Genomic DNA, 26,720 nt, shown 5'->3' with positions numbered 1-26,720 from the left:
TAATAGCCCATAAACAGTATTATAACGCAGTTTGATAAGATTACAATGACAGTTATTTCAATATTTCGCTTGAATAATGTGTAAATCTACAGTAATTATTTTACTGCTTGTTTCAGTAAAATCTTTAATCTCTTGCTGACTTACGTGCCAACCGAGCGGGGTCATCTTTATTAAATCTTTTAAAGCGACGCTAGCCAGTTCAACTTCATATGTTATTCTCTCTTCGGAAATAACATCTACTTTATTTCTCATTAATTCCAAGGTATCCGTATTCTCATATTCTTGACTATCACCAGCTAAAGTTTCTCTAATTTCTTTTAAGTACTTGCTACCCGGAATAACTTTGATCAGTATGCCGTTCGGCTTTAAAATACGTTGAAATTCTTCATAATTCGCAGGAGATAAGTAGCTTAAGATTACATCTATACTACTCTCTTTAAACGGTGTACGACTTAAATCTCCGACCACCCAGTTTTCATGACTATAGTTTTTACTCGCGAGTAAAACACCATCTTTTGAGATATCTAATCCAATACCATGAGTGTTATCTTTATCAACTAGTTTTATAATTGAACGTAAATGTGAACCTTCACCAGAACCTGCATCAAAAATAAGGCGGTTTTCATTTGGAAGTGCATTAATTATATCAGCAACTTTTTGATGAATTATTTTGTAAAGATTATGAACTGATATAATATTATACCTCGCATCAAATAAGTCTTGATCATACATCGAAGATACTTGTTTTTGCAGCATATTGACGTAGCCTTGTTTTGCTAAGTCATAACTATGACGTTTTACACACACTAAACGATTTGAATCGACGACATTTAAATCAGCACTACAAATCGGACACTGTAGATTCGATTCTAATTTCTGAAAACCAAGCGCTGCAATTTCTCTCTTTTTCATTAATTCACCTACTTTATTTCAATTACATTATGAATTGTAAAAGAATATAAATTTCTATAGTACTCAATAACTTTAAATGGTATTCTACACAAAAACAAGTTTTTAAGGAGGATTAAATGAAGCGATTCATGCTATTACTTGAAATATATTTAGTGTCCACAAGATTAGGCTTAACTTCTTTTGGTGGACCCTCTGCACACCTCGGTTACTTTCATACCGAGTATGTCGAGCGTAAAAAGTGGATGGATGAAAAGAGTTATGCTGATCTTGTCGCACTTTCTCAATTTTTACCTGGTCCCGCGTCCAGTCAGGTAGGTATCGGAGTCGGTGTCATGCGAGGTGGCGTTTTAGGTGGTATCATCTCATTTTTAGGATTCACCTTACCTTCAGTCATTGCACTAATTATTTTTGCTAGTCTTTTAACAACCTTCAATATTGCTGATGCAGCTTGGATTCAAGGCTTAAAAATTGTTGCAGTAGTCATCGTCTTACATGCAATACTTGGCATGGCTAAAAATTTAACGCCTGATTTAAGTCGAAAACTGATTGCGCTCTTAGCCGTTGTTATTATACTTATCTTTCCATCAGTTATTACACAAGTTGGCGTCATTCTAATTGCTGCACTGCTTGGATTTTTAATATTTAAGGACCATGAAGCTGATACGAAAAGAACTTTGTTCCCAGTTAACAAAACTTTTTCTATCATCTGTTTAAGTTTATTTTTTATATTGTTATTCTTACTACCCATGTTAAGAGAATTTACGGGAAATTATTGGGTATCTGTTTTTGACAGCTTTTATCGTGCTGGCTCCTTGGTTTTTGGAGGTGGTCACGTTGTTTTACCACTTCTAGAGCAAGAACTTGTACCAATGGGCTGGATTTCACAAGAGGCATTTTTAGCAGGCTATGCGGCAACTCAAGCAGTTCCAGGACCGCTTTTCACCTTCGCTTCATACCTCGGCACTGTTATGAATGGCTGGCTCGGTGGCTTATTTGCAACATTCGCAATATTCCTACCAGCATTTTTACTTATTTTAGGCAGCCTGCCCTTCTGGGATATGATAAGAAATCATGCTAAAACTAAAGGGGCTGTAATGGGGGTTAATGCAGCAGTGGTTGGTATTTTAATTGCTGCACTTTACACACCAATCTCAACTTCTGCCATTAATCAACCAGCAGATTTCGCCTTAGCTGCAATACTATTTGTCATGTTGAATTACTTAAAATCTCCACCTTGGCTCATTGTGGTTAGTGGTGCAATTGGTGGTATATTAATTTCTTTCTTATAAGGTAAGTCCCTGAATACCAATATTGGCATTCAGGGATTTTACATTCACTCTGGTGTCTTTGATTTATTCATACCAATCACAATATTGATATCAGTATGATCCACAATTTTATTTTGACTTCCATCAAAAGCTTCAATGATTCTCATATCAGCACTGTCTAGATTAAAATCGTGGATATCTAGATTTTCAATCATTCTATCTTTATTTACAGACTTAGGAATAATAACGATACCATTATCGAGGTGCCATCTAAGGATGACCTGTGCAACGGTTTTTTTATGCTTCTGTGCGATATCTTGTAATTCTTTTTCTTCTAAAATACCATGTTTAGCTTCTGCTAAAGGGCCCCATGACTCTACTTGAACGCCATATTCTTTCATCACCTTGATTGCTTCTTTTTGTTGTAAAAATGGATGTAGTTCTATTTGATTAATCTGAGGTACAATCTCATTATTCATAATCAAATCAACTAATCGTGCGGAATCAAAGTTTGAAACCCCAATCGCTTTAATTTTTCCTTGCTTATACAATGCTTCCATAGCACGGTATGAACCATAATAATCCCCGAATGGCTGATGAATTAAATATAAATCTAAATAATCGGTCCCTAAACGCTCTAGGGATTTCTCAAATGCCTTTAAAGTTGATTCATAACCTTGATCTTCCACCCATAATTTACTAGTAATAAATAAATCTTTACGATCAATACCTGATTTTTTAATTGCAGTACCAACACCACGTTCATTGCCATAGGTGGCTGCTGTATCAATGTGTCTATATCCAACTTCTATTGCATCTAGTACACACTTCTCAGTTTCTTCCGGTTCAATTTGAAAGACACCAAAACCTTCTATTGGCATCTCAACACCATTATTTAATGTCACGAATTCCATATTTTCTCCCACCTTGCTTATGTTTACTATTATTATACAATATTAAAGACCAAGTACTTTAAATTTTAAGAACTTGGTCATAATTATTTCATCCTATTCGTATATCTCGTCAGGAACAGTTATACCATCATCATCAAATTTTCCATAATCTTTATATATACCAGACATTTCTAAGTGTATTGCACCCTCACCATTCTGAGATGGTGCTGTAGAGATATAGGTTACTTGACTCAATTCATTTGTTTCCTTATCTAAAACACCAACGATGGCATTCACTTGTTCATCTTCAACACCATTATTGATTTCTGCTCCAAATATCTGACCAAATGTATCATGAATTTCCATATCATTTGAGATGTTATAAAGATAATAATAGTCATCATCTACTTTAACATCGAGTAGTTCCTGGTTTTCCATGAAGACATCATACATATTACTATATGTGGGATTATAAACGTCTTCTACATTCCCTTCTGTAGACAGATCATTCCATTTACTTCCATCATATTGGAAATAAATTTCTTCACTTGCATAAACAGATGGTTCTAAGTCCTCGCCATTATTCGCAACTTCAGAGTAAACTTCTAATTCATCTTCGACTTCATAAATTTCAGCAGTTGCTTTAACCGTTTCTTCCCTCTGTTCATCATCAGATTCACCGATTAAGCGTACCATTGCATCAAACTCTGAGTAATAAGAATAAATCTCGCTTTTATCTTTAAAGATTTCATCAATTTCAACATCCGTATCTTCAGCTTCTTCAAGTGCTGTTGATAAGCCTTGGTTATTTTCTTGAACAGAATTAATTTCTGCACCATCTTTACCTGTCAAAGTTTCTCCTTCAACTTTTCCAGTACTCGATGCATCAACACCACTTCGATTTTCGCTACTCTGTTCACCAACTTCAATTTCCTCACCTTCAGTAGGTTCTGTCACACCATCGTCGTAGTCGCCGTAATTATCAAACTTAGCAGCAACTTCGATTTGTAGTTCTATCCCTTCAGCTAAACCTTTGGCATTACTAATGTAGGTGAGGTCACTAACTTCATTTGAGTCTTTATCAACTATTGCAAGTACTGCATTATTTTGTGATTCCTCATCTGCATTTTGGAACTCGACTTCATAAATCGAACCAAATGTCTCATGAAGGACTTCTTCTTGACCGACATTAATTAAATAATAATTATCATCATCTTCAAAAATTTCTATGACATCCTCACTTTCCATTAATGCATCGTAAACGCTTGAATACGTACCGTAATATATTTCTTCTGCTTCAGCTTCACCTGTTATATCCGTCCATTTATCCTCAGTTATATAAAGTAAAGTGTCACTATCTGCATATGCATATGGGTAGATGAACTCATCTTCTTGATACCACTGACCTGAGTAAACTTGAAGTTCATCCTCTTCGTTGATTTCTGCAGTCAAACCAATTAAATCTGTATCAGCTGGCTCATCAGACTCAGCTTCAAATGCGTTAATCAACATGAAAGTTTCAGAATAATAGCTTGTGACTTCATCTTTCGGTTTTAAGACATCTTCAAGGTCTACATCCGCTTCCTCCGCATCTTCAAATGCCTCAATCGGTTCAGCATTATTTTCAAAAAGTGCTGTAATTTCCTTATCATCAGGACCAGTTAAGGTAGTTTCTGTCATTTCACTAGATACTTTTCTTGAACCGACGACTCCAGTTTCTTGGTCGGCTTCATCCTCAGCTTCCTCGTCTTCTTTAGAAGCTTCTGTTTCCTCACTTTCATCATCTTTGTTGTCTAGCTGTTGCACCAAAATGTTTGAAGTGTTATCACTGTCACCCTCTCCACCGAAAAACCAGAAACTAGATAGTAATAGAACCAAGTATTTAATGGCAAACATCCCCTTTTAATATTTTAAAAATACACTTTTATATTAAATAATCCCCTAAATTTCTATCTAACAAACCAGAATTATCACATTTTTGACATATTTCATTCATAATTGATTATATTCATTTAAAAAGACCCGTGTAGATGGTGTTCTACACTGGTCTTTATCCTACCAATTGGATGAATAGTATAATTTATATTTACTGTAGTCTATGAATTTTGCATGATAAAAATCATTAGCTGCTTGGTTTATATAAGAGTGATATAAACGATCGTAAGTCATTCGTCCAAAAAATGGACCAGCATAGGTGGGTAGAATTAAATTTGCTTTTTCTGGTGCATAACGTATTTCGTTTAACCTGATATAGACATCATTAATTATATCCATCGTAAGTTCTATGACCCCAGGATTTTCAATATTATAATTTGATTCAAAGTAACCCTGCAGTGCGTTAAATTTCCTATAATATGCATACTCAATTTGCTCTTTTGTCGTTCGATCTTCTAGTACTAAATACATATCTAATCCCATAGTATACTCCTTATATATAAGACATTTCTTTTAAGGAGATGTATTTACCATCTCCAATTATAATATGATCTAAAAAATCCACACCAATAAGGTCTCCACAATCTTTTAATCTTTTTGTTACTTCAATATCTTCCTTTGATGGAGTCGGATCTCCGCTGGGATGATTGTGCACACAAATAAACGCTGCAGCACTTCTTTTCACTGCTTCACGAAAGATTTCTCTTGGATGTACAATACTTGAATTCAAAGATCCTATAAATAAAGTTTTTTCTTCAATGACCATGTTTTTAGTCGTTAGAAATAGGACGATAAAATGCTCTTGATTATAGAACCTGACTTTTTCCATCAATATATCTGATACATCTTTAGGTGATCGAATAAATTTTTCTTCCTCTCTAGAATGTGTATGCATACGAATAGCAAGTTCTATAAATGAAAGTATTGTAATCGCCTTTACCTTGCCAATTCCTTTAATTGAGGTTAGTTCTTCATAAGTCAGTTCTCTTAATTCTCTAATAGAAGGTAAATCTTTAAGTATTTTTGCAGCTAAAGATAGACTTGATTCATTTTTATTACCTGTTGCAATGAGTATTGCGAGTAATTCCTGGTTAGTAAGTTTATCCGGACCATATAAGAGCAATCGCTCACGAGGTTTATCGGAATCATGCATTTCTCTAATCATTAATTCGCTGGTCATAGGTGTCCTCCAAAGTAAATATCATTGTAGTCAATATATAGGAAGAAAGTAATGATAAGGCTCGTCGCAATAAAAGGAACTAAAGGCACTTTTACAAGGCGTTTTTTAGAGATTAAATCTAATACAATAACGGCAATCCCACCGATAATATAGGTAAACAAAAAGGAAAAGATAAAAAAATCTAGAGGGGTAATTACAGTCAAGACAGAGAACAGCTGTATGTCACCATACCCAATCTTATCTTTTAAAATGAAATAAAAGATATGGAGTAAGCCAACGATTATCAAGTCAAGGAAAGGATCAAAGTTTATAAAATTCGTGAGGAACAAACCGGTAACTAACAATATTAAAAGCATGTGCAAGGGAATTAACATCGTTTCATAATCATATATTGAGAGTGGTATTAATATACTGACGAGTAAGTAATATAGAACTAAATTATCATAGGCTAATGGCGTAATAGTCGGCAATAAAAACAAACTGATCATTATAAGCTCAACAAAGAAATAGTTGATTGATATTTTTGTATTACATGCTTTACATCTCCCTCTGTTTATTAAAAAGCCGACAACTGGAATAAGATCTATTACGTTTAAAGTTCTGTCACATGAATCACATGAACTCCGTCTAGTTAAAAAGTTGATATGACTATTTTGAGTTAAAGCATACATAAAAGAAGCTAACACACCACCCATTGTCATGATTAAAAGCATAAATGTCCTCCTCTAATTGATTTAAATCCAATATATTCTCTATTTAAATTGTTGTAAAAAAGCAGTAATTCCAAAATTGTATGAAAAACACTACAGTTTCATTGTTTTATCTAAAAATCACGACAATTTTCTTAAAATTACAGACAAAAATAGAAATATTGTTATTTTTAAATATATTATTCAAATATAAAGAATTATTTGTCTATTCTAAAATCCAGTGATAGACTAAATTCATAAATATAAAGGAGGATATACAAATGAGTTTGAAAGACAAATTATTTAAAAAATTAGAAGAAAGTGAAGCAGCTATGATTGAAACAAGACGTCATCTGCATGCTAACCCAGAACTTTCTTTTAAAGAGGAAAACACTGCCAAGTATATTGAAGATTTTTATAAGGGTGAAGATGTTAAAGTTACGACCCATGTTGGAAACGGTTACGGCATCATCGTTGAAATAGAGGGTAATGGCCCTGGACAAACAATTGGACTACGTGCAGATTTTGACGCGCTACCTATACAAGAAGAAGCAGATGTTGAATTTAAATCGACAAATGATGGTGTCATGCATGCGTGTGGCCATGATGTACATACTGCTTACCTACTCTATTTAGGTAAGGCGTTAATCGAATTAAAAGATGAGTGGAAAGGCAAAATTAAGCTTATTCATCAACATGCTGAAGAAGTGCCACCAGGTGGTGCCAAAAGTATTGTGGAATCAGGTATTTTAGATGATCTAGATGAAGTTTACGGCATTCATATCTTCCCAATGTTAGAACTTGGTGAAATTGGTCTTATATCTGGTAATGCTATGGCAGGCCGCTCAAACTATGATCTTAAAATTCAAGGTTATGGTGGTCACGGTGCCATGCCACACACAACACATGATGCACTCGTTGCTGGTGCATATTTTGTCGCTGAGGCACAGACTATTGTCTCTAGACGCATGGATCCGATGGATAGTGTCGTCGTTTCTGTCACTGCCTTTGATGCACCAGGTGGTTATAATGTGATTCAAGATTCAGTCACCTTAAGAGGAACAGTCCGTTATCTAGATGAAAAGAATAAGGTACCTGCTTATGAGGCAATGAAGAAAATTGCTACAGGTATTGAAAGTTCATTTGATGTTACTTGTGAATTAGATTATGTCTATGACTATCCAGTGACTTATAATCATCCAAAAGAGACAGAGCAAGTCGAAGAAATTTTAAGTGAAAACGTCGGTGACTATTTCGATACAATTTCTCATCCTAAACCTTCAAGTGGTTCAGAAGACTTTTCATTCTATACTCAAAAAATACCAGGCACTTTCATCCAAGTCGGTGCCAAACCAGATGGTGTTGAACTAGAGGATGTTTATCCGAACCACCACCCTAAATTTAAGGTGCACGAGGGCTCACTCTTAATCAGTGCAAAAGTACTTGGTCAAGTTGTCTTAGATCGCTTAGAAAAATAAAACATATAGATAAACAAAGGGGCGTCTTAAATGACAGGAATGGATTTCGCTAATTCACCAGTTGTATGGACTTTTGCTGGTGCAATAATAGTCTTGGTAATATTTCAGGCAATCAAATTTTTATCCTTATCGAAAAAAGCAGCTCGAGATGTTGGTATTTCTGAAACAGATATTAAACGTGCAGTAAAGACTGGAAGTATAACAGCTATCGGACCTTCTATTGGTATTATTATCGTTGCTGTTTCCTTAATATCACTCATAGGTAATCCATTAACGATGATGAGAATTGGTGTGATTGGCTCTGCACCAATCGAAAGTATGGGTGCGCAGCTATCCGCGCAATCTGCAGGTGTGACCTTAGCAGGTGATGGTTTCTCTCCCGAGATTTTTAACCTTGTAGTATGGACCTTATGTATCGGTGGCGCCGGTTGGATGATCTTTACTTTCTTTGCGACACCATACTTAAGTAGGATTCAGACTAAGTTAACTTCAAAACCCAAAGGGGAATATCTGATGGGGATTGTGGCAAGTGGTGCAATGATTGCAGTTTTCGGTTCTCTAACAGGAGCTGAAATGATTAAAGGCGCACCATATATATTCACTGCAATTGTAGCAATTATCTCATCGTTAACATTTAACTATATTGCCAATAAAAAAGGAATTAACTGGCTAAAAGAATGGTCATTAGGATTCTCTATCCTCATTAGTTTAGTCGCAGTTTACTTCTTTATATAAATGGAGGTTAATCATGCAGGAATTTAGAAATGCCTCACATAAATGGGGAAAAATCACATTAGGCATTGCAATTTTAATATCATTTGCATTGCCTATATATATATCTTTTGTGATGGGTTATCATCCAGGTTTCTCATTAATATTAAATAGTTTTCTTGCCTATGCTGCGGTCGTTGCAATTGTATGGTTCCTAGAACCAATTATGTACTTCCCTGTTCTCGGGGTTTCTGGTACCTACGTTGCTTTCTTTACAGGTAATATTTCAAATATGTGTTTACCTGCAGTTGCATCATGTCAGGAAGCTGTCGGTGTAAAACCAGGTACAGATGAAGGAGAGATTATTGGTACTCTAGGTATAAGTGCCGCCTCTCTTGTAAATAAGATTATTTTGATTCCAGTTATACTAGGTGGACTTTGGCTACTAACTGTCATTCCAGAAAGTGTTCAAGAAGTCTTTCCATTTGTCCTACCAGCAATTTTCGGGGCTGTACTTGCTCAATTCGCTGGTAAGTTTCCACTCTATGGTGTACTCGCATTAGTTATTGGAATTCTTATTAATGCGGCCCCCATTCCACTATTTACGAAAAATGTACTCTGCATTATTATATTAGTCGGGATCATGCTCTTAATAGGGAAAATTAGGAACAAAGATAACACTGCAAGTGAATAAATAAATAATAGATGGTGATAAGTGATCTGACTAGTGCTCACTTATCACCACTTTTGTTTGTTTTGGTGATAAGTCCTTTGAATTGTGCTCATTTATCACCGCTTTAATCCTTTTCGGTGATAAGTCTTTTAAAAAGTCCCCCTTTATATTCATTCCTATAATTTTTGTTACATCTGCACAAAAAATATTGTTATTTTTTTCACATAAAGTCTTCCCAAAAAGTATAATCCAGTATAGAATACTAAGTGAATTAAACATTGTGAAAAAAATAACAATATGAGGAGGAAACACAATGAACCTTTGGGAAGTTATCGTCTTAACATTTACTGATATGGGCTTCTTAAGTGCCATCGCATCAACTATTCTTATTATTTTACTTGGATTTTTCTGTAGAAAGCGAGGCATTTTCAATGAGAATGTCGGTAAGACGTTATCAAAAATTGTCTTAACTGTTGGTCTACCTACCCTAGCCTTTACGGCATTTATGACAGACATTGATGGCGAGCAACTCGCACAAGGCTTAAACGTTTTAATCTGGGGAATATTAATGTATATCGTATTAATGTTTGCAATGAAACCATTCTATGCAAAATTTACTGGAGACCGTAAAACGACTTTAGAAGTATTATCTATTTTTGGATCAACAACATTCTTCGGGATTCCGATTGTCAGTGCAATACTCGGTCCTATCGGTGTAATCTATGCAAATATCTTTAACATTGGATACCGTATTTTCCTATATTCTTATGCATATATCCGTATGAGCGGCTTAAAAATGGAGCTTAGAAACTTAAAAACAATGTTCTTAAACCCAATTGTTATTGCAACATTCTTAGGTCTTGCAATCTGGCTTTTACAAGACTACTTACCACAAGTTACAGTTGCAGCAACTGAAACTGAAACTGCAAGGGAAGTTGCATTCTTAAGAATTGACCAAACACTACCTTGGTTGTATGCACCAATGGAATACTTAGCACGTCTCGCATCACCACTCGCCTGGTTATCAATCGGGGCAACTTTAGCTGAAATTAATATTTCACAAGCTGCAAAATCTAAAGCTTCTTGGTACTACGCAGGTGTTAAAACAATTGCAGTGCCTGCCATTAACTTAGCAGTATTCTTTTTAACAACTCTAACTGGCATTTTAGTGTTCGATATTGATGCAGTTACAACAATGATTGTAATGATGGCAACCCCTGCTGCTACAGTAGCAGTCGCCTATGCAATTAACTTTGAAAAAGAAGCAATACTCGCATCTAACGCTTCACTTTTATCTACACTAGCGGCAGTTATAATGATACCAACTTGGTTGGTAGTATTAAACATCATTGGTAACTTAGGCATATTTTAAAATCTAAAATTAGAAAGGAATTTATATAATGATAAAACTAATCGCATACGGTGTTAGACCGAATGAAGTTGAATATTTTAAGCAATTAAATAAATATAATTTCGAATTAACTCTAATCGAGGCGCTATTAACTGATGATAACTTAGACACAGTAAAGGGACACGATTCTGTACTCCTAAGAGCAAACTGTAAAGGTGACCGTCAAGCCCTAGAATTTATGAAAAACAAAGGCATCAACTACGTCTTCACAAGAACTGTTGGGTACTCTCACATAGATTTAGATGCTGCAAGAGACTTAAATATCAAGGTCGCAAGAGTACCGAGATATTCACCTAATGCTATTGCAGAACTTGCTGTTATGTTAGCGATGAATTTACTTAGAAATCTTCCGTTCACACTAGATCGTACCAAAGAAAAAGACTTAAGAGTCGTACCAGAAATGTTTAGTAGAGAAATTAGAAACTGTACAGTTGGCGTATATGGAACTGGAAAAATAGGTCTAACAGAAGCAAAATTATTCAAGGGCTTAGGGGCTAAAGTCTTCGGTTTTGATCTATATCCTAGTGAAGCAGCAAAAGAAGTCGTCGAATTTGTTTCAGCTGAAGAATTGCTTAAAAATAGCGATATCGTCAGTATGCACATTCCACATATTCCAAATGAAAATGATGGTATGATTAATGAAGATTTCATCAGTCAGATGAAAGACGATGCAATCTTAATTAATACAGCACGCGGGGAACTCCAGGATAATGAAGCGATTATAAAAGCAATTAAAAATGATACACTTCGTGGGTTCGGAACAGATGTTATGCCAAATGAACAAGATGTCTTCTTTAAGAAATTCACTGATGAAAATCCGCTTCCTGATAAAAGCGTTGAGGATTTACTTGCACTCTTCCCTAGAGTACTCGTCACACCACATATCGGTTCAAACACTGACGAAGCCCTATCTAATATGATTGAAACTAGCTTTGAAAACTTCTATGAAGTCATAGAAACAGGACAATGTGATAACTTAGTTTAATATTTAAGAAAAGAGTGGCTAGATTCTTAATGAACCTAGCCACTCTTTATCTTTACAGATTTTAATTTTCACTGTTGTAGTCAACTAATTTTTCAACATCTGAAACAATTTCTTCTAATGGGAATTGATTATCTCCAGAATCAACACCAGCGTAGTCTTTAAGTATCGTTCCATCTTCATCGATTAAGTAAAATGATGTACCGTGTGTAACTTGGTTACTACCTTCTGGTGGTGGTGCAACGATAGTCTTAAAGTTATCTTCAGCAAAACCTCTGATGAAGTCGTAATCATAATCCGTTAAAAATTGCCATTCTGTACTTTCTGGTATATCGTACCAGCTCGAATACTCTGTTAATACATCAGGTTGATCGGTTTCAGGATCTACCGTAAAGCTCATTACTCCATAGTCTTCAATGCCTTTTTCTTCAAGTGCATTTGTTACATCTGTCATATTTTGAGTCATCGGCGGACATACTGTAGCACAGTTTGTGAACATAAAATTCATCAGCCAAACTTTTCCATCCATGTCTTCACGTGTGAAGGTCTCATCGTCCTGATTCGTCACTTCAAAATCCTGAATTTCATCGCCATAGCGGCTCATTGGTTCAATCGCACCTGAAGTACAAGCCGATAAGATTAATAAGACCGGTAAGATGACTAGTAACCACTTTTTCAAGTGACTCCCTCCTCAGTTTCATATCTAAATTAATTTTATCAGAATTCTAGAATACAAGAGGGTCAATTTTACTATATTTATGACTTTTCATTGACTATAAGCTTGTGATAGATACTGTACTCTTCCCATTTTCCGGACTGACCGTTAAAATGTTCTCCATTCTATCTTTAAGTTCTTCAACATGTGAAATAATACCGATTGTTTTGCCTGACGTTTGGAGGTCTATTAATGTTGTTATCGCAACCTCTAAAGTTTCCTGGTCTAAAGTACCAAAGCCTTCATCAATGAGCATAGTGTCCAGTTGAATACCACCAGACTCTTGTTGGAGTGCTTCGTTTAGAGCAAGTGCAAGAACAAGAGATGCTTGGAAAGTTTCCCCGCCAGAAAGTGTGTTTATATTACGTTCTTGGTTATTGTAGTAATCAAACACTTCAATATCTAAGCCACTATAACGATTCGTCCGCTTCGTACTTCTTTGTAATTTATAACGATGATTGGTCATCTTCAGTAAACGAATATTGGCAATATCTAGAATACGATCTAGGTAATAAATTAAGACATAACGCTCTAATGACACCTTCTGGCCTTTTTTTCCTTGAATTGCTTCTGTCAGTTCTACTAATTTCATATAGAACTCATAAGATTGACGATGTTCAGTGATTAAGTCAGACAGTTTCACTTTAATATCTTCGTTTTGCTGACGCTTGGTCCTGACTTCTGCATAAAATTCTCTTGCCCGACTTAAGGAATCATCCGCTTCTTTTAAGGCGGCCTGATCTCCTTCAATATTGATAGAATCCTTACTTGTCAGTACGCTTTCAACTTCTTTGATGTAGGCTTGTAAGGTCATTTTCTGATCGTCATACTGCTTGACCTCTCGCCTTTTATCTTCAATATTTGGATTATGAACAAGGTCGTATAATTCCTCTTCTTCGTTAAAATCACTTGAGGTTAGGAAATTATTAATAGTGGTGGAGAGTTTATCTTGTTCGATTTGGTACTTCACTTTTTCTTTTTCATTTGATTCAATCTTAGACTTAGCTAATTTTAAACTTGAAGAAAGCTGGTTGACCTCATCCTTCACCTCAGCGTAATTTTTCTGATAGGCATTTAGCGTTTCATACTCACTATCCATATGATTTTTAAAGGATTCATAGTCTTCAAAATCTGTGACTTCAGTGAATTCAGCTTTCTTATTTTGTTCGTTTTTTAAGTCAGCTTCTTTTTGAGAAAGAGATTTTGTCAATTGATCTTCCTCTTCTTTTAAGCCGGCAACTTCTTGACTTAAGGCTTCTTTCTCCTTAAGTTTCTCTTCAATCGTTTCCACTTGATTGACTAGCTTCTCTTTGTCAGCACTTAATTTATCTCTTTCTTCTTTAAACACACTCGAATCATGGTATTCACTTGAATTTAATAATTCTTCAATGACATCGAGACGATTAACGAAAGACTGATTCTCTTTTTCTATCGCCTTTAAGCGTTCGCTGAGTGCATTAAACTCTTCCTTATGCTGCTGAGTGAACTCACCGTGCTCAGGCAATTCGATGACGGTCTGCTCACAGACTGGGCAAGTCAATCCAACTTCTAAGTGACTAACCAGGTGATTGATGACAGACAAGGTGTCTTCATCATAATTTTCAAGCTTTGCTGAAAAACTTGCGAGCTCATTTTTACGCTCCTCAATTTCCTTATTATTATCACTTAGTTTGGCCTCAATATCTTGCCTCTCTTTAACCAAGGCTTCAGATTTTTCAGCCTGTCTCACCTTATCCTCTATAGCTTCAAGTTTATGACCATTGTCAGTCAACAAACTCTTAGATTCAAAAAAGTCAGCTTCTTTATAGCTAATCTGTTCTATCACATCATTTTTCTTACTAATTTTCTCTTGATGAATTTTAATCTCTTCGTATCTTGCCTGAACATCTTTAGTCAACCGCTCTATAACATCGTTTAGGTTTCGGTAGGTATCAGTTAAAAACCTTTCATGCTTATAATAGACCTTTTCTCTATCATTAATTTCAGGTCTTTCTCGTTCTATACTTTCAAGCGTCTCAGTCTTAGTATTCAATGTATCCGTAATATTCGCATGAACACTAACCGCTTCATTCAATGCTTCCTTATTTTCACTTATCGCTGTCTCAAGCTCTTTTTTTCTTAATAGTTCATATTTGATTTTAGACGTCTCATCAAACTGTTTAACTGTCTGACGATTTTTTTCGATAAAGTCCGACTGTTCAACTAAAGTAGTCAATTGTCCTTTATAATTGTTTAGACGGTCAATTTGTTCATTATGTTTAATTTTTTCTTGCAGACGTCTTGATAGCTCATCTGCCTCTTCTTTTCTTTTAGTACCGAGTGTTCTTAATTCTTCGAGTTTTTTATCGTATGAATAGATGACCCCGTCGACATAGTCCACAACCATATCGTAATTCGGAAATTCAGTGACCTCATCAATATCAATTTCTTCAGTGTTTATATATTTAATCAGCTCAGAAATTCGAGTATCAAGGTGGGCTGCTGCACTCGAGCGTTCCTTTAACTCATCTCTAAGATTATTCTCAAAATCTAAGAAGCGTTCTGTTTGAAAGAGTGTTCTTAATATGTCTTGTTTTTCCTGACTTGTTGAGACCAGTAGTTCCTTAAATTCACCTTGAGGTAAAATTAAGATTTTTCTAAACTGAGCTTTTGTTAATTTTACAATATCTTCGATTGCATCCCTCACATCAGTTAAGGATGATGCGATGATTTGCCCTTGGTCATCATATAAGACAGCCTTCGGTGGTGTGGCTGATTTGTTACCTGGTTTTTGATACTTAAGGACACGCTCTACTGTATAGGCGCGGTCTTTAACTTCAAATTTCAGACTTACTTCACACGGCGCATCGTCTGGTGCGAATTGGCTTCTTAGAGATTCCTCATCCCGACCTGTCGTTGATGCTGAACCATAGAGGGCCGTAACAATCGCATCAAAGATCATCGTTTTACCAGAACCTGTTCGTCCGCTGATTAAAAACAACCTATCGTTTAGACTATGAAAATCGACAACTTCTTTTTCAAAAGGGCCGAAATATTTCATTGATAATTTACTCAGTTTCATTGTCTTCACCTGCAAAGTGTTGATCGAACATGTCCTTATCAAAGTCAGTCATTGTTCGGTCAAATGTGTGTTCTATAAATGATTCATAAATTTCAATATCAGAAGTTGTAGAAATATCCACCGCTTCAAGGTCACTTGCCACGTCTTCAATTAATGGTTTTAACTCTAAAGTGTTCGGATATAGTAGCTTAATTTTACTCATCGGCTCATTGACATAAGACATATTGGATAGCTCAAACTTAAAATAGGCTTGGTCATCGTCGAAAGTCACTTTTTGCTTGATTAAATCCTCATAATCTCCACTGTAAACCTTCACTTCATGTAGCGGTTTTATGGGTGCGAAGGTCACTTCTTTTTTCTTAGTGTCAATAATTCTATAGCCCTTCGGCTGATTCGTTTCAGAAAATGAGTACTTCAGTAAAGACCCACTATAAAATGCAGTCCCATGATCCACTGCAAAAGGATGGTGTAAGTGACCGAGTAAGGTGTAGTCAAAATCACTAAAGACATCCGCACTCACTGCCTCACTCAGCCCCATAGATAAAGGTCTCTCAGAGTCACTTTCTATACTTCCATTTAGATATAAATGGCCAACTAAAACATTTGTCTGTTCTTTATTCATATGTTTATTAATTTCTTTTACGATATTTTCATATGCATCTTGATGAGTTTGGATCGTATCATCATTAAAATACACTCGTGCTTCTAGCACTTCAACATGCGGTACAAGATAAAAATCAACATCGTCAATTGTCACAGGCTCAGCAACCTTAGAAAGGTCTGTATTTATATAAAAATCAGTTGCTTTAAACCACTCACTACCGTAATTGATTCTTTCACGGCTGTCATGATTTCCTGATATAACGATAAGATTTTTGCCGAGTTCTATATTTATTTTATATAGCGTATCGTTAGCTAGCTTTAAAGCGCTTTGTGAAGGGTTTACACGATCAAATATATCACCAGCAACGACAACAGTATCAATTTGATTGTCTTCGATCGCTTCTTGTAGTTGGTCTAATATATAACGCTGGTCATCTATTAAATCTAAACCATTCATTTTTCTACCGATATGCCAGTCCCCAGTATGTAATATTCGCATGATGGTCACCTCTTACAGTCATTATACATATTTATATGTTTAAACGATATGAAGATATATAAAAAACCACACTCAATATATTATTGAATGTGGCGTCGTTTATTTGAGACTTTGAATCGTAATAATTAAATCATCCAATTTGTTTTCCACTCTGTGGAGTAAAAAGAATGTAATGACCGCAGGGAAGCCCAAATCACTGACGAATGGTAACCAATCCATTATTTAAGGACTGTTGTTGCAGTGTTTACAATTTTAGCTGAATATAGAGAAACTGGAATGCCTTGATTTGGACGTAGGATATCTTCATCAATAATCTTTTGTGCCTCAGCTTCAACCTCTGCAGCCGTAATACCTTCTTTAGGGTTATTAATCGTTAATGTAAAACGTTTGTCTTCGTTAGTGGTAAATACTAATACTAATTTTTCAGTCATTTTAATTTCTCCTTTTTATTTTTTAGACTACATGAGTGATAACTTTTTCAATGTTGTAATAAGATTCTCCTGTTAAACTTTCATAGACTGCAGCTAAGGCATTCAAATTCGCATCTGTACCATCAGTGTTCAGGTTGTTCAAACTTCTTGATTTTGTCACATCTTTACCCGACTCATCTGTGACAAAATGAAACATTTTAAGGCTCATGTTCTTTATCATGTCTTCACCTCCCTTCACTCTATATATCGTCACAAATTATTAAATGGACAAAAAGATTTTAAAGACGGTATAATGTGAGATAAGTGAGAGGTGAAGAAGATGTCATTTGATGTTTTTATGATTCTAATCGCAATCTGGACCTTTATCATGTTGGGCTTAATGACCATTGGTGGATTTTTCATGTTCCGAAAGTTTCTTCGCAGAATGCCAAAAGGTGACGGCTACTCAGAATTAGATTGGCAGGACTATTATATTGAACAGGCGCTTCCCTTATGGAATGAAGATGCTAAAGCCTTGTTGAATGAATTAGTCAGTCCAGTTCCAGAGCTCTTTAGAGATGTCGCTAAAGAAAGAATTGCCGGTAGGATTTCTAAGATTGCACTAGATGAGAAAGTTAAAACAATAGAACTCGATCAGATCATGAAGGGTTATATTATTGCAACACCTAAAAAAGACCATAAGTTCATGAAGAAAAAATTAAAGCAACTTGATATAGATTACACACCGTACTTAGATCTCTTTGAATATGCAGATGATGAGAAACAGAAGTTCTCTATATTCGAACAGACAGAAAAAATTAACAGCAGACCCTCATAGGGACTGCTGTTTTTTGAATTTCATTAATTTCATTAACATGGATAACCGCCACAATAGAATCATTACAAAGGCAAGTAAGAAAAACATGCCGCCCATTTCTCCTGGTGTCGTGGACAGTGAAAATATATATTTTAAAGCAATTCTTAGAATTAATAATGACATTAAAATAATTGGAAAAGCTTTTGTCGTTCTCACATATAAATCATCAGCCTTAACTTCATACTTCGTCGTCCATATAATAACAATAGAAAATAAGAGACCGATTAAAACTGACTCAAAGATATGAAGTGGTGATAATCTAAAGTATGGGAAGACAAACATTAATGCACCAGTTGACATTGCAACAGGTGGAATCAGTATCTTCTTCATTGTCAATGGCGTCTTACTTGCCTTTTGGCGAATGACAATGACTAGGATACCCATCACGACTGCACCTAACGATGCAATCATGAACAATGTATCTTCAATTGATTTTAAAAATTCTAGCATCTTAGAATCCTTGGAATTCTCCAAAGAATGGCTGTAACCAAATGATAATTTGAGTTAGACCATCAAAATATAACAAGATTCCCATTAAGATCATGATGACGCCACCAATTTTCATAATCTTACCAGAATACTTGAGCATCCATCTCGTCTTAGATACAAAGAAACTTAAGACAAAGAATGGAATACCAAAACCAACACAATAAACGAGCATTAACATCAAAGCATTGTTAGGCTCAGTTGCACTCATGGCGAATATTGCACCAATAATTGGACCATTACATGGTGTCCAACCTGCACCAAAAGCCATACCAATTAATATAGACCCGATAAATCCTGACGGTCTATTTTTAAATTCCACCTTGTGGTTTTTCATTAGGAAATCAAACTTTAAGACTCCGCTAATCACTAGACCGAAAACGACGATAAGTATTGCGCCAATTTGTCTAATGAGATTTCCGTACTCAACTAAGTATCCACCTAAAAATGATGTTCCAAATCCTAAGGCAATATAGATTAAGCTAAATCCTATTAAGAAAAACAATGTATGTAAAATGGCTCTTCCATTGAATTGCTGTTTCTCAATCTCGTTATAGCTCATCCCGGTAATATACGACACAAATGCAGGAAATACCGGCAGTACACAAGGGGACACAAAGCTTAGCACACCAGCACCAAAGGCGAGAAAGAATGTTACTTCTGAACCCATTAAAAATACCCCCATTCAGAAATAGTATATCAAATCTAAAGGGGGTGATGAATGCTTATTCGAGCTTATTTATGACAAATTATTGTTGACTGTTTTGTAATTGATACATTTTAAAGTAAATACCATTTAATTTCACCAGTTCATCATGGTCGCCTCTTTCAACTATTTCCCCCTTGTTTAAAACAAGTATCTCATCAGCATCTTGAATTGTAGAAAGTCGGTGGGCAATCGCCAAGGTCGTTCGTCCCGTGCGCATCTTTTGAAGAGATGTTTGTATGACGGTTTCTGTCGTTGAGTCAATGTTCGCTGTTGCTTCATCCAATATTAAAATTTTTGGTTCCTTAGCCATGGTACGTGCAAAGGCCAGTAATTGACGTTCCCCACTAGAAAAGTCAGTACCTTTCTCCGTGACCTTTTCATCATAGCGGTTCGGTAGCTTATTAATGAAACTATCAGCATTAACAAAATCTGCTGCCCATTGAACTTTATCTATAGTCATTTGACTATCATACAATTCTATATTTGAACGTACTGTCCCGTAAAAGATAAAGGGATCTTGTAAGACGAGACCGATGTTATTCTTCATGTCTTGTTTGTCGAATGATTTAATCGATGTGCCATCAATTGAAATTTCACCTTGATTAAATTCATAAAAACGCATGATTAAATTAATAATCGAACTTTTACCAGAGCCCGTATGACCGACAAGTGCAGTTGTCGTCCCTTTTGGAACGGTGAAAGTTATATCTTTTAACACATCATTCTTACCATCATAAGAGAATGTCACATTTTTAAACTCGACCACTCCATCAGTAATTTGTCCTGTTCCCTCATTATTTTGAGCGGGTTCTAGTCTGTCATCATCCATTAAGGTAAATACCCTACTCGCTGCAACAAGTGCCTGCTGGAAAATATTTAAACTCATACTCACCTGATTAATCGGTTCAAAAAAGCGTTCCATATACTGAATAAAGGCGAATATTACACCAGCTGTAACAGATGTTTCAAAACTTAGAAAACCAAAATAAGTCAAAATGACAATGATTGATAGAATATAAATCATATCGATGGCTGGTCTTAATAGAAGCCCATCGAGCTTTATGTTTTGCATATTATATTTATAGTGAGATTCATTGATTGCTTCAAACTCCTGTTGTAAACGTGCTTCCTGATTAAATACTTGAATGATCTTCATACCTTCTATTGATTCTGCAATCTTCGCATTCATATCACTTAAAAGTGCTCTAGCATGCGAGAAATATTTAGCAGAATATTTTCTATAGACGAGTAAAATCAAGATGATTAATGGCATAAAAATTAGTCCAATAAATGCGAGCTTTACATCTAATATAAACATCATCACAAAAGATGAAACGACCATAAACAATGCCATTAGGAATGTTCCAAGTACATTGGTAAACATATCAACGATGGCCTGGGTATCGTTGGTTAATCTAGAAACCACACTACCTGACGGCACTTTATCGAAATACTTCATACCAAGGTTACCGACCTTTTCAAACGTATCAATTCTCAGTTGTTGTATAACTTTTAAGGCCAGTTTTTGCAAATAGTAGATTTGAGCGTAGGTTGTGACGATTGCAATGAGGTTTACCATAATAAAAGCAATAATCAGCCACATTATATCCGCTTCAGGAAAATATGATAATGTTAAATAATTATCAATAAAAATCATGACCAAATAAGGGGTCATTACACCCATGACTGTGGATGTCACGAGCATTAATACACAAAGTGCGATTAATCCTTTAAATGGAAGTGTATACTTTAGTAGTCTTAACAAGACTCTCAGCTGATCTTTGAGTGTTAATGTAAGGATTTCAGTTTGTGCTTCCATTAATCTCTCCCCCTTTCTAGAGAGTCATTTAGCGCATCATTTAAACTTTCTTTTAATGACTGGGCACGGAAGGTTTCTTGATACCAACCATTGTTCTGCATCAGAGCTTCATGATTGCCGCGTTCAGCAATGTGTCCATCCTCCATGACTAATATTAAATCTGCATCTCTGACTGCACTCATCCGGTGGGCAGTAATAATATTTGTCTTATCACTTCTTACCTTCTTAATATTAGCTAAAATCGCCTTTTCAGTTTCCGCATCGACTGCAGATAAGGAATCATCAAGGATTAAAATATCAGGTGATTGAATCAGTGCTCTCGCAATTGAAATTCTTTGTTTCTGACCTCCCGACAAGGACACACCACGTTCACCAACGATGGTTTCGTAACCGTTGTGAAAATCCATAATATCATTGTGAATATATGCTAAATCTGCTGCCTTATGGATCGTCTTATCGTTTAATGTTGGATCAGTAAAGGCAATATTATTTCTTATGGTTGTTGAGAATAAGAAATTATCTTGTGGTACATAACCAAACTTCTCTCTTAAACTAGAAATCTCAATATCTTTAATATTGACGCCACCTATAGAAATAAGACTATCTGAGTCGGTATCATATTCTCTTAGTAAAAGTCTGATAATCGCACTCTTTCCAGACCCCGTTCTACCGACTATCCCTAAAGTTTGACCCGGCTTTAATGTGAAGGATATATCCGTTAAAGCACTGTCATCAGACCCATCGAACTTAAATTGATCAATATCAAATACGATGTCGCCCTTAGGTAGCTGACGCGTAGTAAAATTCGTTCCTATGCCACTTTTTGTTTGAAGCACCTCTTCGATTCTGTCGTAAGAAGCTTTTCCACGTTCCATTAGATTAAAGAACCAACCGAGTGCTAAAAGCGGCCAAATCATCATACCTAAGTAAGTTGTAAAAGTGACTAATTGACCGAGACTAATTTCTTCATTGATTACCATCCTCGCCCCGAAAAATATGGATAGGAAATAAGAAATTGCAATAATTAAAGTAATCGTTGGATCAAATAATGCATCTACTTTCGCAACTTTTAAGTTTTTATTTACCACATCTTCAGATAAGTCTTCAAAGTCTTTCAAATCATCTTTTTCATATCCGAATGTTTTAATCACTTTGACACCCGCGACAGATTCCTGACTTTTATCGTTCAGTGAAGAAAAAGCAGCTTGTGCCACTCTGAATAAACGGCTTAATACTGAACCATAGTAACTCGTTAGTATGACCATAAAGGGAAGTGGAATCAAAGCAATTAAGGTCAATTTAGGACTCACTGTCACTGCCATTGTGACTAAGACTGCAGTGCCCATAATAATTGAGTCCGCTATGGTTAATATGCCTTGACCTGCGGTCATTTGAACAGCATTAATATCATTTGTTGCATGTGCCATTAAGTCACCCGTACGTCTTTTACCAAAAAATGTCGGAGACATATCAGAATACTTTTTGAATAAGGTCTTTCTTAACAATTTTCCCAGTCTATTTGCCGCACCAAAAATCATGACCCGCCAGAAAAATCTAAATATGTATGCGAGTATTGCAACTAACAGCAATATACCGGCGAACATGAACAATGTATTTACTGTGAGCGTCTCCATTGTAATACCATCTATAAAGCGACCGATAATCTGAGGTGGTACCAGTTCTAATAAAGCGACTAAAATCAGCATCAATAAGCCTATCAAATAACTTTTTTTCTCACTTGAAAAAAACCACCATAAATCCTTGAATACTCTCATGAAAACCATCCCCTTTTTAACCCCAATATCACTTCAAATTTTACCATATATTTCGGATTATGAAATAATACTTGAGATGGATATTCTGTATTTTGCCAACATTATTAAAGTGGACCTTCGTCAAGGTCACTAAATCAGAATACGTGCCGTCGTTTCTCTATCCCAGCACAGCTAATGCTTGAAACAAAAAATCCCACCTGGTAATCACCAAGTGGGAAAAACTTTAATATGAAATGCTTGCACCTGGTCCAAATGGAATACCAAATAGATACCAAACAACAAACAAGATAATCCAAGTAATTAAGAAAATAATTGAGTATGGAAGCATGAGCGACACAACTGTACCAATACCGTTGTTCTTACCATATCGTTGTGCGAAAGCGACAATTAATGGGAAGAACGGCATGAGTGGTGAAACAACATTCGTAGTTGAGTCTCCAATTCTATATGCGGCTTGACTCACTTCCGGAGCGATACCAAGCTGCATAAACATCGGCACAAAAATCGGCGCCATAATTGCCCATTTAGCAGAGTCTGCAGCGATTACGATGTCAATAATTGCAGAGACCAAGATAAATGTAACAAGCACAGGAATCACACCAATATCCATGCTTTCTAAAAGTTGTGCACCATTAACAGCAATAACTGTACCTAAATTCGAATAAGTAAAGAGTGCAACAAACTGTGCGGCAAAAAATATCAAGACAATAAAGCCTGCCATAGTCGAAATAGATGAATCCATTAGCTGTACTGCGTCTTTATCGTTTCTAATCGTCTTATTAATAAAACCGTAAACCAAACCTGGTATTAAGAATACTAACATCATAATGAAAATGATACTTGATATGAACGGTGAACCGATTATGCCGCCGTCATCACCACGTAAAGGTGAATTAGGGAAGGCAACAAGTGCAAGTATTCCGATTATAGTTAACACTGCAGCTACATTCGCCCATCTTAATGCTTTAGTTTCTCTACTTGTAAGATAATCATCTGGGCTATTTTGATCTTTATCAAAATTATAAGCACCTAATCTTGGTTCAATTACTTTATCTGTAATAATTGTACCTAAAATTACAACTAAGAAAGTCGATGCAAACATAAAATACCAGTTATCAGTCGCTTCAACAATATATGAAGTATCTAAAATTGCTGCCGCTTCTGTTGTAATTCCTGCTAAAAGCGGATCATTTGTACCGATGAGTAAGTTTGCTGAATAGCCGCCTGCAACACCTGCAAAGGCTGCTGCAAGTCCTGCTAATGGATGACGTCTAAACCCTAGGAAGATGATTGCTCCAAGTGGCACTAAAACAACATAACCTACACTTGCTGCAACGTTGGACATTACACCCATAAAAACAACAATTGGTGTGATAAATATCTTAGGTGCTTTCGTTACGACATTAGTCATTAAGGCACTTATGTAACCACTTTTCTCAGCTACTCCAACACCTAACATAGCCACAAGTACAGGACCTAAAGCGACGAAAGTCGTAAAGTTCTCAACAACACTAGTAAAAATATAGCGAATGCCATCAGTGGTTAGTAGACTAACGACTTCAACATTAAGTTTCTCTTGATTTCCAGTTTCAGGATTTACACCTGTATACGATACAGTGACTCCAAATAGATAAGCAATATGAGAAATAATAATTACGAGTAATGTAAAAATTAAAAATATAGTAACAGGATGCGGTAACTTATTTCCCCCATATTCAATCCAATCTAAAATAGAGCGTTTTTCTTTAAGTGAATTATTCATAGAAAGCTCCTCATTATTAGAATACTAAATTATTATACACAGGGCACTTACTTTTCGCTACTAAGTAATACTATGTTAATTGTTGAATACGTTTTCTAGAGTTAAATAGGTATACTATTCTCAATAACAAAAACTCTCGACGACCTGTTCGGTTATCGAGAGTCTTGTTACACTTTTTAATTAAATGATACATTATCAAAGTGAATTCGACCTGTCGGATCAATCTCCACCCCACTCACTTCTGTGCTATTATAACCAACAGCAAATTGAGCATGGAAAAGATATGATGCTGGAACTTCTTCGACTAAGATTTCTTCGACTTCAGTATAAACTTCTTGGCGGGCAGCTTCATCGACTTCAGCACGGCCAGCGTCTAATAATTCATCGACCTCATCGTTTGCATAGAATGAACGGTTCCCTGCAGCACCAATATTCTTAGAGTGGAACAAGGCATATAGACCATAGTCCGCATCCCCTGTAACAGTCGTCCATCCTAGGATGAACATATCGTGATCACCATTTGCTAAGGTCTCAAGATATGCACCCCACTCAAATTGCTCAACTTGAACATCGATATTGAGCTCTGAAAGTTTGTTTTGGATATAAACAGCTGTATCAATAATTTGCTGATCATCATTTACCCAAAGCGTTGTTGAGAATCCATCTGCCACATCTGTTTCAGCTAGTAGTTCTTTCGCTTTTTCTAAATCAAATTCAACACCTTCAAGGTCTTCATTATAGCCCCATACATCAGGCGCCAATGGTCCTTTCGCTGGAATTCCCATACCATCATACACACCGGCTACGATTTCTTCACGGTCAATAGCGTATGAAATTGCTTGTCTTACTTTTGGATCATTGAAAGGCTCTTTCTCTGTATTAAATCCTAAGTATGACATACGTACTGAATCTTTAATTTCTAAAGCTGTGTCTGATCCATTTTCAACACGGTCTACGTTTGAAGAATCAATATCTGTCGCTATTTGAATACCACCTGTTTCTAATTCTGCAATTCTAGAACCAGTTTCAGGAATGACTCTAAACTCAACAGTTTCAAAGTAACGATCGCCACCTTGGAAGTCGTCAAAGCGCTCAAGTGTTACTGAATCTCCTGCACTACGTGATACAAATTGCATATGGTTAGTACCGTTAGGTTCAGAACCAATTACAGTACCTAAGTGCTCACCTAAGTCATCCTTAATTTCTTCATATGCGTCACTTCCACTATCACGTGCTTCATAATACTCTTCTAAACTCATATCATTTCCAGCCGCATCTAGGGCTGCTTGATAATCACTATCGATTAATTCTTTAGGCATAATTCCCGCAGTACTATGTGCTAAGTGGCTAGCTAATGGTGCAAATGGAATTGTGGTATGTATATTGATTTCATAATCATTGACTACTTCAATTTCATCAATCATTTCATACAAGAATAAAACCGGTGAAGCAAGTGCTTCATCCCTCACTCTGTCAAAAGTAGCAACTACATCTTCAGCAGTAAAGTCTTCACCACCATGGAAAGTTGTCCCTTCACGTAATTTGAAATTCCATGTTGTTTCATCGACTTGTTCAAATTCTGTTGCGAGCCCTGGTTGTAATTCCATATTCACATCTTGATTTAATAATCTTTCATAGATATTTGTTCTTACCTGACTTGATGCAGAGTCGTTAGAACCATGTAAATCTAGCGATACAACATCCGCCAATGTCCCTACAGTTAAATCACCCGTGTTTCCACCTTCAGCCCCTTCTTCACCGCTTGCTGCTTCATCTACATTTTCATCACTCGAACATGCTGATAAAATAAACAAGAAAGCGATTACAAAAAACGCCAAAAACTTTTGCTTATTCATTGCTGTTTTCCCCCTT

The 26,720-nt window shown here is 36.0% G+C and carries 25 protein-coding genes; 7 read left to right on the top strand and 18 right to left on the bottom strand.

Annotation, left to right across the window (positions count from 1 at the left end; translation table 11 throughout):
- Window positions 1–57: 57 nt before the first annotated feature.
- Window positions 58–912 (bottom strand): putative RNA methyltransferase, encoded by an 855-nt coding sequence (locus EYB29_RS03455; protein WP_166626594.1) that lies wholly within the window; start codon window positions 910–912, stop codon window positions 58–60.
- Between the two features lie 116 nt (window positions 913–1,028).
- Between EYB29_RS03455 and chrA the strand changes: the two genes are divergently transcribed.
- Complete coding sequence (gene chrA, locus EYB29_RS03450) at window positions 1,029–2,201, top strand: chromate efflux transporter (protein ID WP_026866505.1); 1,173 nt, start codon at window positions 1,029–1,031, stop codon at window positions 2,199–2,201.
- Between the two features lie 44 nt (window positions 2,202–2,245).
- Here chrA and EYB29_RS03445 read toward each other — a convergent pair whose 3' ends face one another.
- The 5 genes from EYB29_RS03445 to EYB29_RS03425 all read right to left on the bottom strand — a co-directional run bounded on the left by EYB29_RS03445 (window position 2,246) and on the right by EYB29_RS03425 (window position 6,901).
- Window positions 2,246–3,094: an aldo/keto reductase gene (locus EYB29_RS03445; RefSeq protein ID WP_026866506.1), complete on the bottom strand. Its 849-nt coding sequence runs from the start codon at window positions 3,092–3,094 to the stop codon at window positions 2,246–2,248.
- A gap of 93 nt (window positions 3,095–3,187) precedes the next feature.
- Window positions 3,188–4,969: a hypothetical protein gene (locus EYB29_RS03440; protein WP_026866507.1), complete on the bottom strand. Its 1,782-nt coding sequence runs from the start codon at window positions 4,967–4,969 to the stop codon at window positions 3,188–3,190.
- 159 nt (window positions 4,970–5,128) lie between these two features.
- Window positions 5,129–5,491, bottom strand: coding sequence for a hypothetical protein (locus EYB29_RS03435; protein WP_026866508.1), 363 nt, complete (start codon window positions 5,489–5,491; stop codon window positions 5,129–5,131).
- A 10-nt stretch (window positions 5,492–5,501) separates the two neighbouring features.
- Window positions 5,502–6,188, bottom strand: coding sequence for a RadC family protein (gene radC / locus EYB29_RS03430; protein WP_035856037.1), 687 nt, complete (start codon window positions 6,186–6,188; stop codon window positions 5,502–5,504).
- Complete coding sequence (locus tag EYB29_RS03425) at window positions 6,185–6,901, bottom strand: prepilin peptidase (RefSeq protein WP_026866510.1); 717 nt, start codon at window positions 6,899–6,901, stop codon at window positions 6,185–6,187. The genes radC and EYB29_RS03425 overlap by 4 nt, the downstream gene beginning before the upstream one ends.
- A gap of 257 nt (window positions 6,902–7,158) precedes the next feature.
- On the opposite strand from EYB29_RS03425, the gene EYB29_RS03420 reads away from it, so the two are divergent.
- The 5 genes from EYB29_RS03420 (at window position 7,159) to EYB29_RS03400 (ending at window position 12,135) form a co-directional block, all read left to right on the top strand.
- Complete coding sequence (locus EYB29_RS03420; protein WP_026866511.1) at window positions 7,159–8,355, top strand: amidohydrolase; 1,197 nt, start codon at window positions 7,159–7,161, stop codon at window positions 8,353–8,355.
- 30 nt (window positions 8,356–8,385) lie between these two features.
- Window positions 8,386–9,090, top strand: coding sequence for a DUF5058 family protein (locus tag EYB29_RS03415; protein ID WP_026866512.1), 705 nt, complete (start codon window positions 8,386–8,388; stop codon window positions 9,088–9,090).
- 13 nt (window positions 9,091–9,103) lie between these two features.
- Window positions 9,104–9,760 carry a hypothetical protein gene (locus EYB29_RS03410; protein WP_051220473.1) on the top strand — a complete coding sequence of 219 codons (657 nt, stop codon included), beginning with the start codon at window positions 9,104–9,106 and terminating at the stop codon, window positions 9,758–9,760.
- A gap of 292 nt (window positions 9,761–10,052) precedes the next feature.
- Window positions 10,053–11,111: an AEC family transporter gene (locus EYB29_RS03405; protein WP_166626593.1), complete on the top strand. Its 1,059-nt coding sequence runs from the start codon at window positions 10,053–10,055 to the stop codon at window positions 11,109–11,111.
- 28 nt (window positions 11,112–11,139) lie between these two features.
- A complete protein-coding gene (locus EYB29_RS03400; protein WP_166626592.1) occupies window positions 11,140–12,135 on the top strand; it encodes a 2-hydroxyacid dehydrogenase in 996 nt (331 codons plus the stop codon).
- Between the two features lie 61 nt (window positions 12,136–12,196).
- Here EYB29_RS03400 and EYB29_RS03395 read toward each other — a convergent pair whose 3' ends face one another.
- The 6 genes from EYB29_RS03395 to EYB29_RS03370 all read right to left on the bottom strand — a co-directional run bounded on the left by EYB29_RS03395 (window position 12,197) and on the right by EYB29_RS03370 (window position 17,661).
- Complete coding sequence (locus tag EYB29_RS03395) at window positions 12,197–12,811, bottom strand: SCO family protein (RefSeq protein ID WP_026866516.1); 615 nt, start codon at window positions 12,809–12,811, stop codon at window positions 12,197–12,199.
- 94 nt (window positions 12,812–12,905) lie between these two features.
- The gene (locus EYB29_RS03390) at window positions 12,906–15,887 is read right to left on the bottom strand and encodes an AAA family ATPase (RefSeq protein ID WP_205710590.1); all 2,982 of its coding nucleotides are present in this window, start codon (window positions 15,885–15,887) and stop codon (window positions 12,906–12,908) included.
- Between the two features lie 7 nt (window positions 15,888–15,894).
- Window positions 15,895–17,010 (bottom strand): exonuclease SbcCD subunit D, encoded by a 1,116-nt coding sequence (locus EYB29_RS03385; protein WP_166626590.1) that lies wholly within the window; start codon window positions 17,008–17,010, stop codon window positions 15,895–15,897.
- Window positions 17,011–17,109: 99 nt separating this feature from the next.
- Complete coding sequence (locus tag EYB29_RS03380) at window positions 17,110–17,229, bottom strand: YvrJ family protein (RefSeq protein WP_084145719.1); 120 nt, start codon at window positions 17,227–17,229, stop codon at window positions 17,110–17,112.
- The gene (locus EYB29_RS03375; protein WP_026866519.1) at window positions 17,229–17,441 is read right to left on the bottom strand and encodes a DUF2922 domain-containing protein; all 213 of its coding nucleotides are present in this window, start codon (window positions 17,439–17,441) and stop codon (window positions 17,229–17,231) included. Before EYB29_RS03375 ends, EYB29_RS03380 begins: the two co-directional genes overlap by 1 nt.
- Before the next feature lie 22 nt (window positions 17,442–17,463).
- A complete protein-coding gene (locus tag EYB29_RS03370; RefSeq protein WP_035856043.1) occupies window positions 17,464–17,661 on the bottom strand; it encodes a DUF1659 domain-containing protein in 198 nt (65 codons plus the stop codon).
- Window positions 17,662–17,760: 99 nt separating this feature from the next.
- Between EYB29_RS03370 and EYB29_RS03365 the strand changes: the two genes are divergently transcribed.
- Window positions 17,761–18,258 carry a DUF2621 family protein gene (locus tag EYB29_RS03365; protein ID WP_026866520.1) on the top strand — a complete coding sequence of 166 codons (498 nt, stop codon included), beginning with the start codon at window positions 17,761–17,763 and terminating at the stop codon, window positions 18,256–18,258.
- Here the strand turns inward: EYB29_RS03365 and EYB29_RS03360 are convergent.
- The 6 genes from EYB29_RS03360 to EYB29_RS03335 all read right to left on the bottom strand — a co-directional run bounded on the left by EYB29_RS03360 (window position 18,253) and on the right by EYB29_RS03335 (window position 26,704).
- A complete protein-coding gene (locus EYB29_RS03360; RefSeq protein WP_166626589.1) occupies window positions 18,253–18,747 on the bottom strand; it encodes a CcdC family protein in 495 nt (164 codons plus the stop codon). The two genes, EYB29_RS03365 and EYB29_RS03360, sit on opposite strands and share 6 nt — an antisense overlap.
- 1 nt (window position 18,748) lies before the next feature.
- Window positions 18,749–19,453, bottom strand: a complete 705-nt coding sequence (locus EYB29_RS03355) for a cytochrome c biogenesis CcdA family protein (RefSeq protein WP_166626588.1) — start codon at window positions 19,451–19,453, stop codon at window positions 18,749–18,751.
- Window positions 19,454–19,532: 79 nt separating this feature from the next.
- Window positions 19,533–21,311: an ABC transporter ATP-binding protein gene (locus tag EYB29_RS03350; protein ID WP_166626587.1), complete on the bottom strand. Its 1,779-nt coding sequence runs from the start codon at window positions 21,309–21,311 to the stop codon at window positions 19,533–19,535.
- Window positions 21,311–23,086, bottom strand: coding sequence for an ABC transporter ATP-binding protein (locus EYB29_RS03345; RefSeq protein ID WP_166626586.1), 1,776 nt, complete (start codon window positions 23,084–23,086; stop codon window positions 21,311–21,313). The genes EYB29_RS03350 and EYB29_RS03345 overlap by 1 nt, the downstream gene beginning before the upstream one ends.
- A 223-nt stretch (window positions 23,087–23,309) precedes the next feature.
- A complete protein-coding gene (locus tag EYB29_RS03340) occupies window positions 23,310–24,848 on the bottom strand; it encodes an AbgT family transporter (protein ID WP_026866525.1) in 1,539 nt (512 codons plus the stop codon).
- Window positions 24,849–25,024: 176 nt separating this feature from the next.
- A complete protein-coding gene (locus EYB29_RS03335; RefSeq protein WP_026866526.1) occupies window positions 25,025–26,704 on the bottom strand; it encodes a glutathione ABC transporter substrate-binding protein in 1,680 nt (559 codons plus the stop codon).
- Window positions 26,705–26,720: the final 16 nt, after the last annotated feature.

Source organism: Jeotgalicoccus sp. S0W5, assembly GCF_011634875.1.
Taxonomy (GTDB): Bacteria; Bacillota; Bacilli; order Staphylococcales; family Salinicoccaceae; genus Jeotgalicoccus; species Jeotgalicoccus marinus.
The sequence above is the reverse complement of the archived record's forward strand: the minus strand, read 5'-3'. Positions and strand labels throughout refer to the sequence as shown.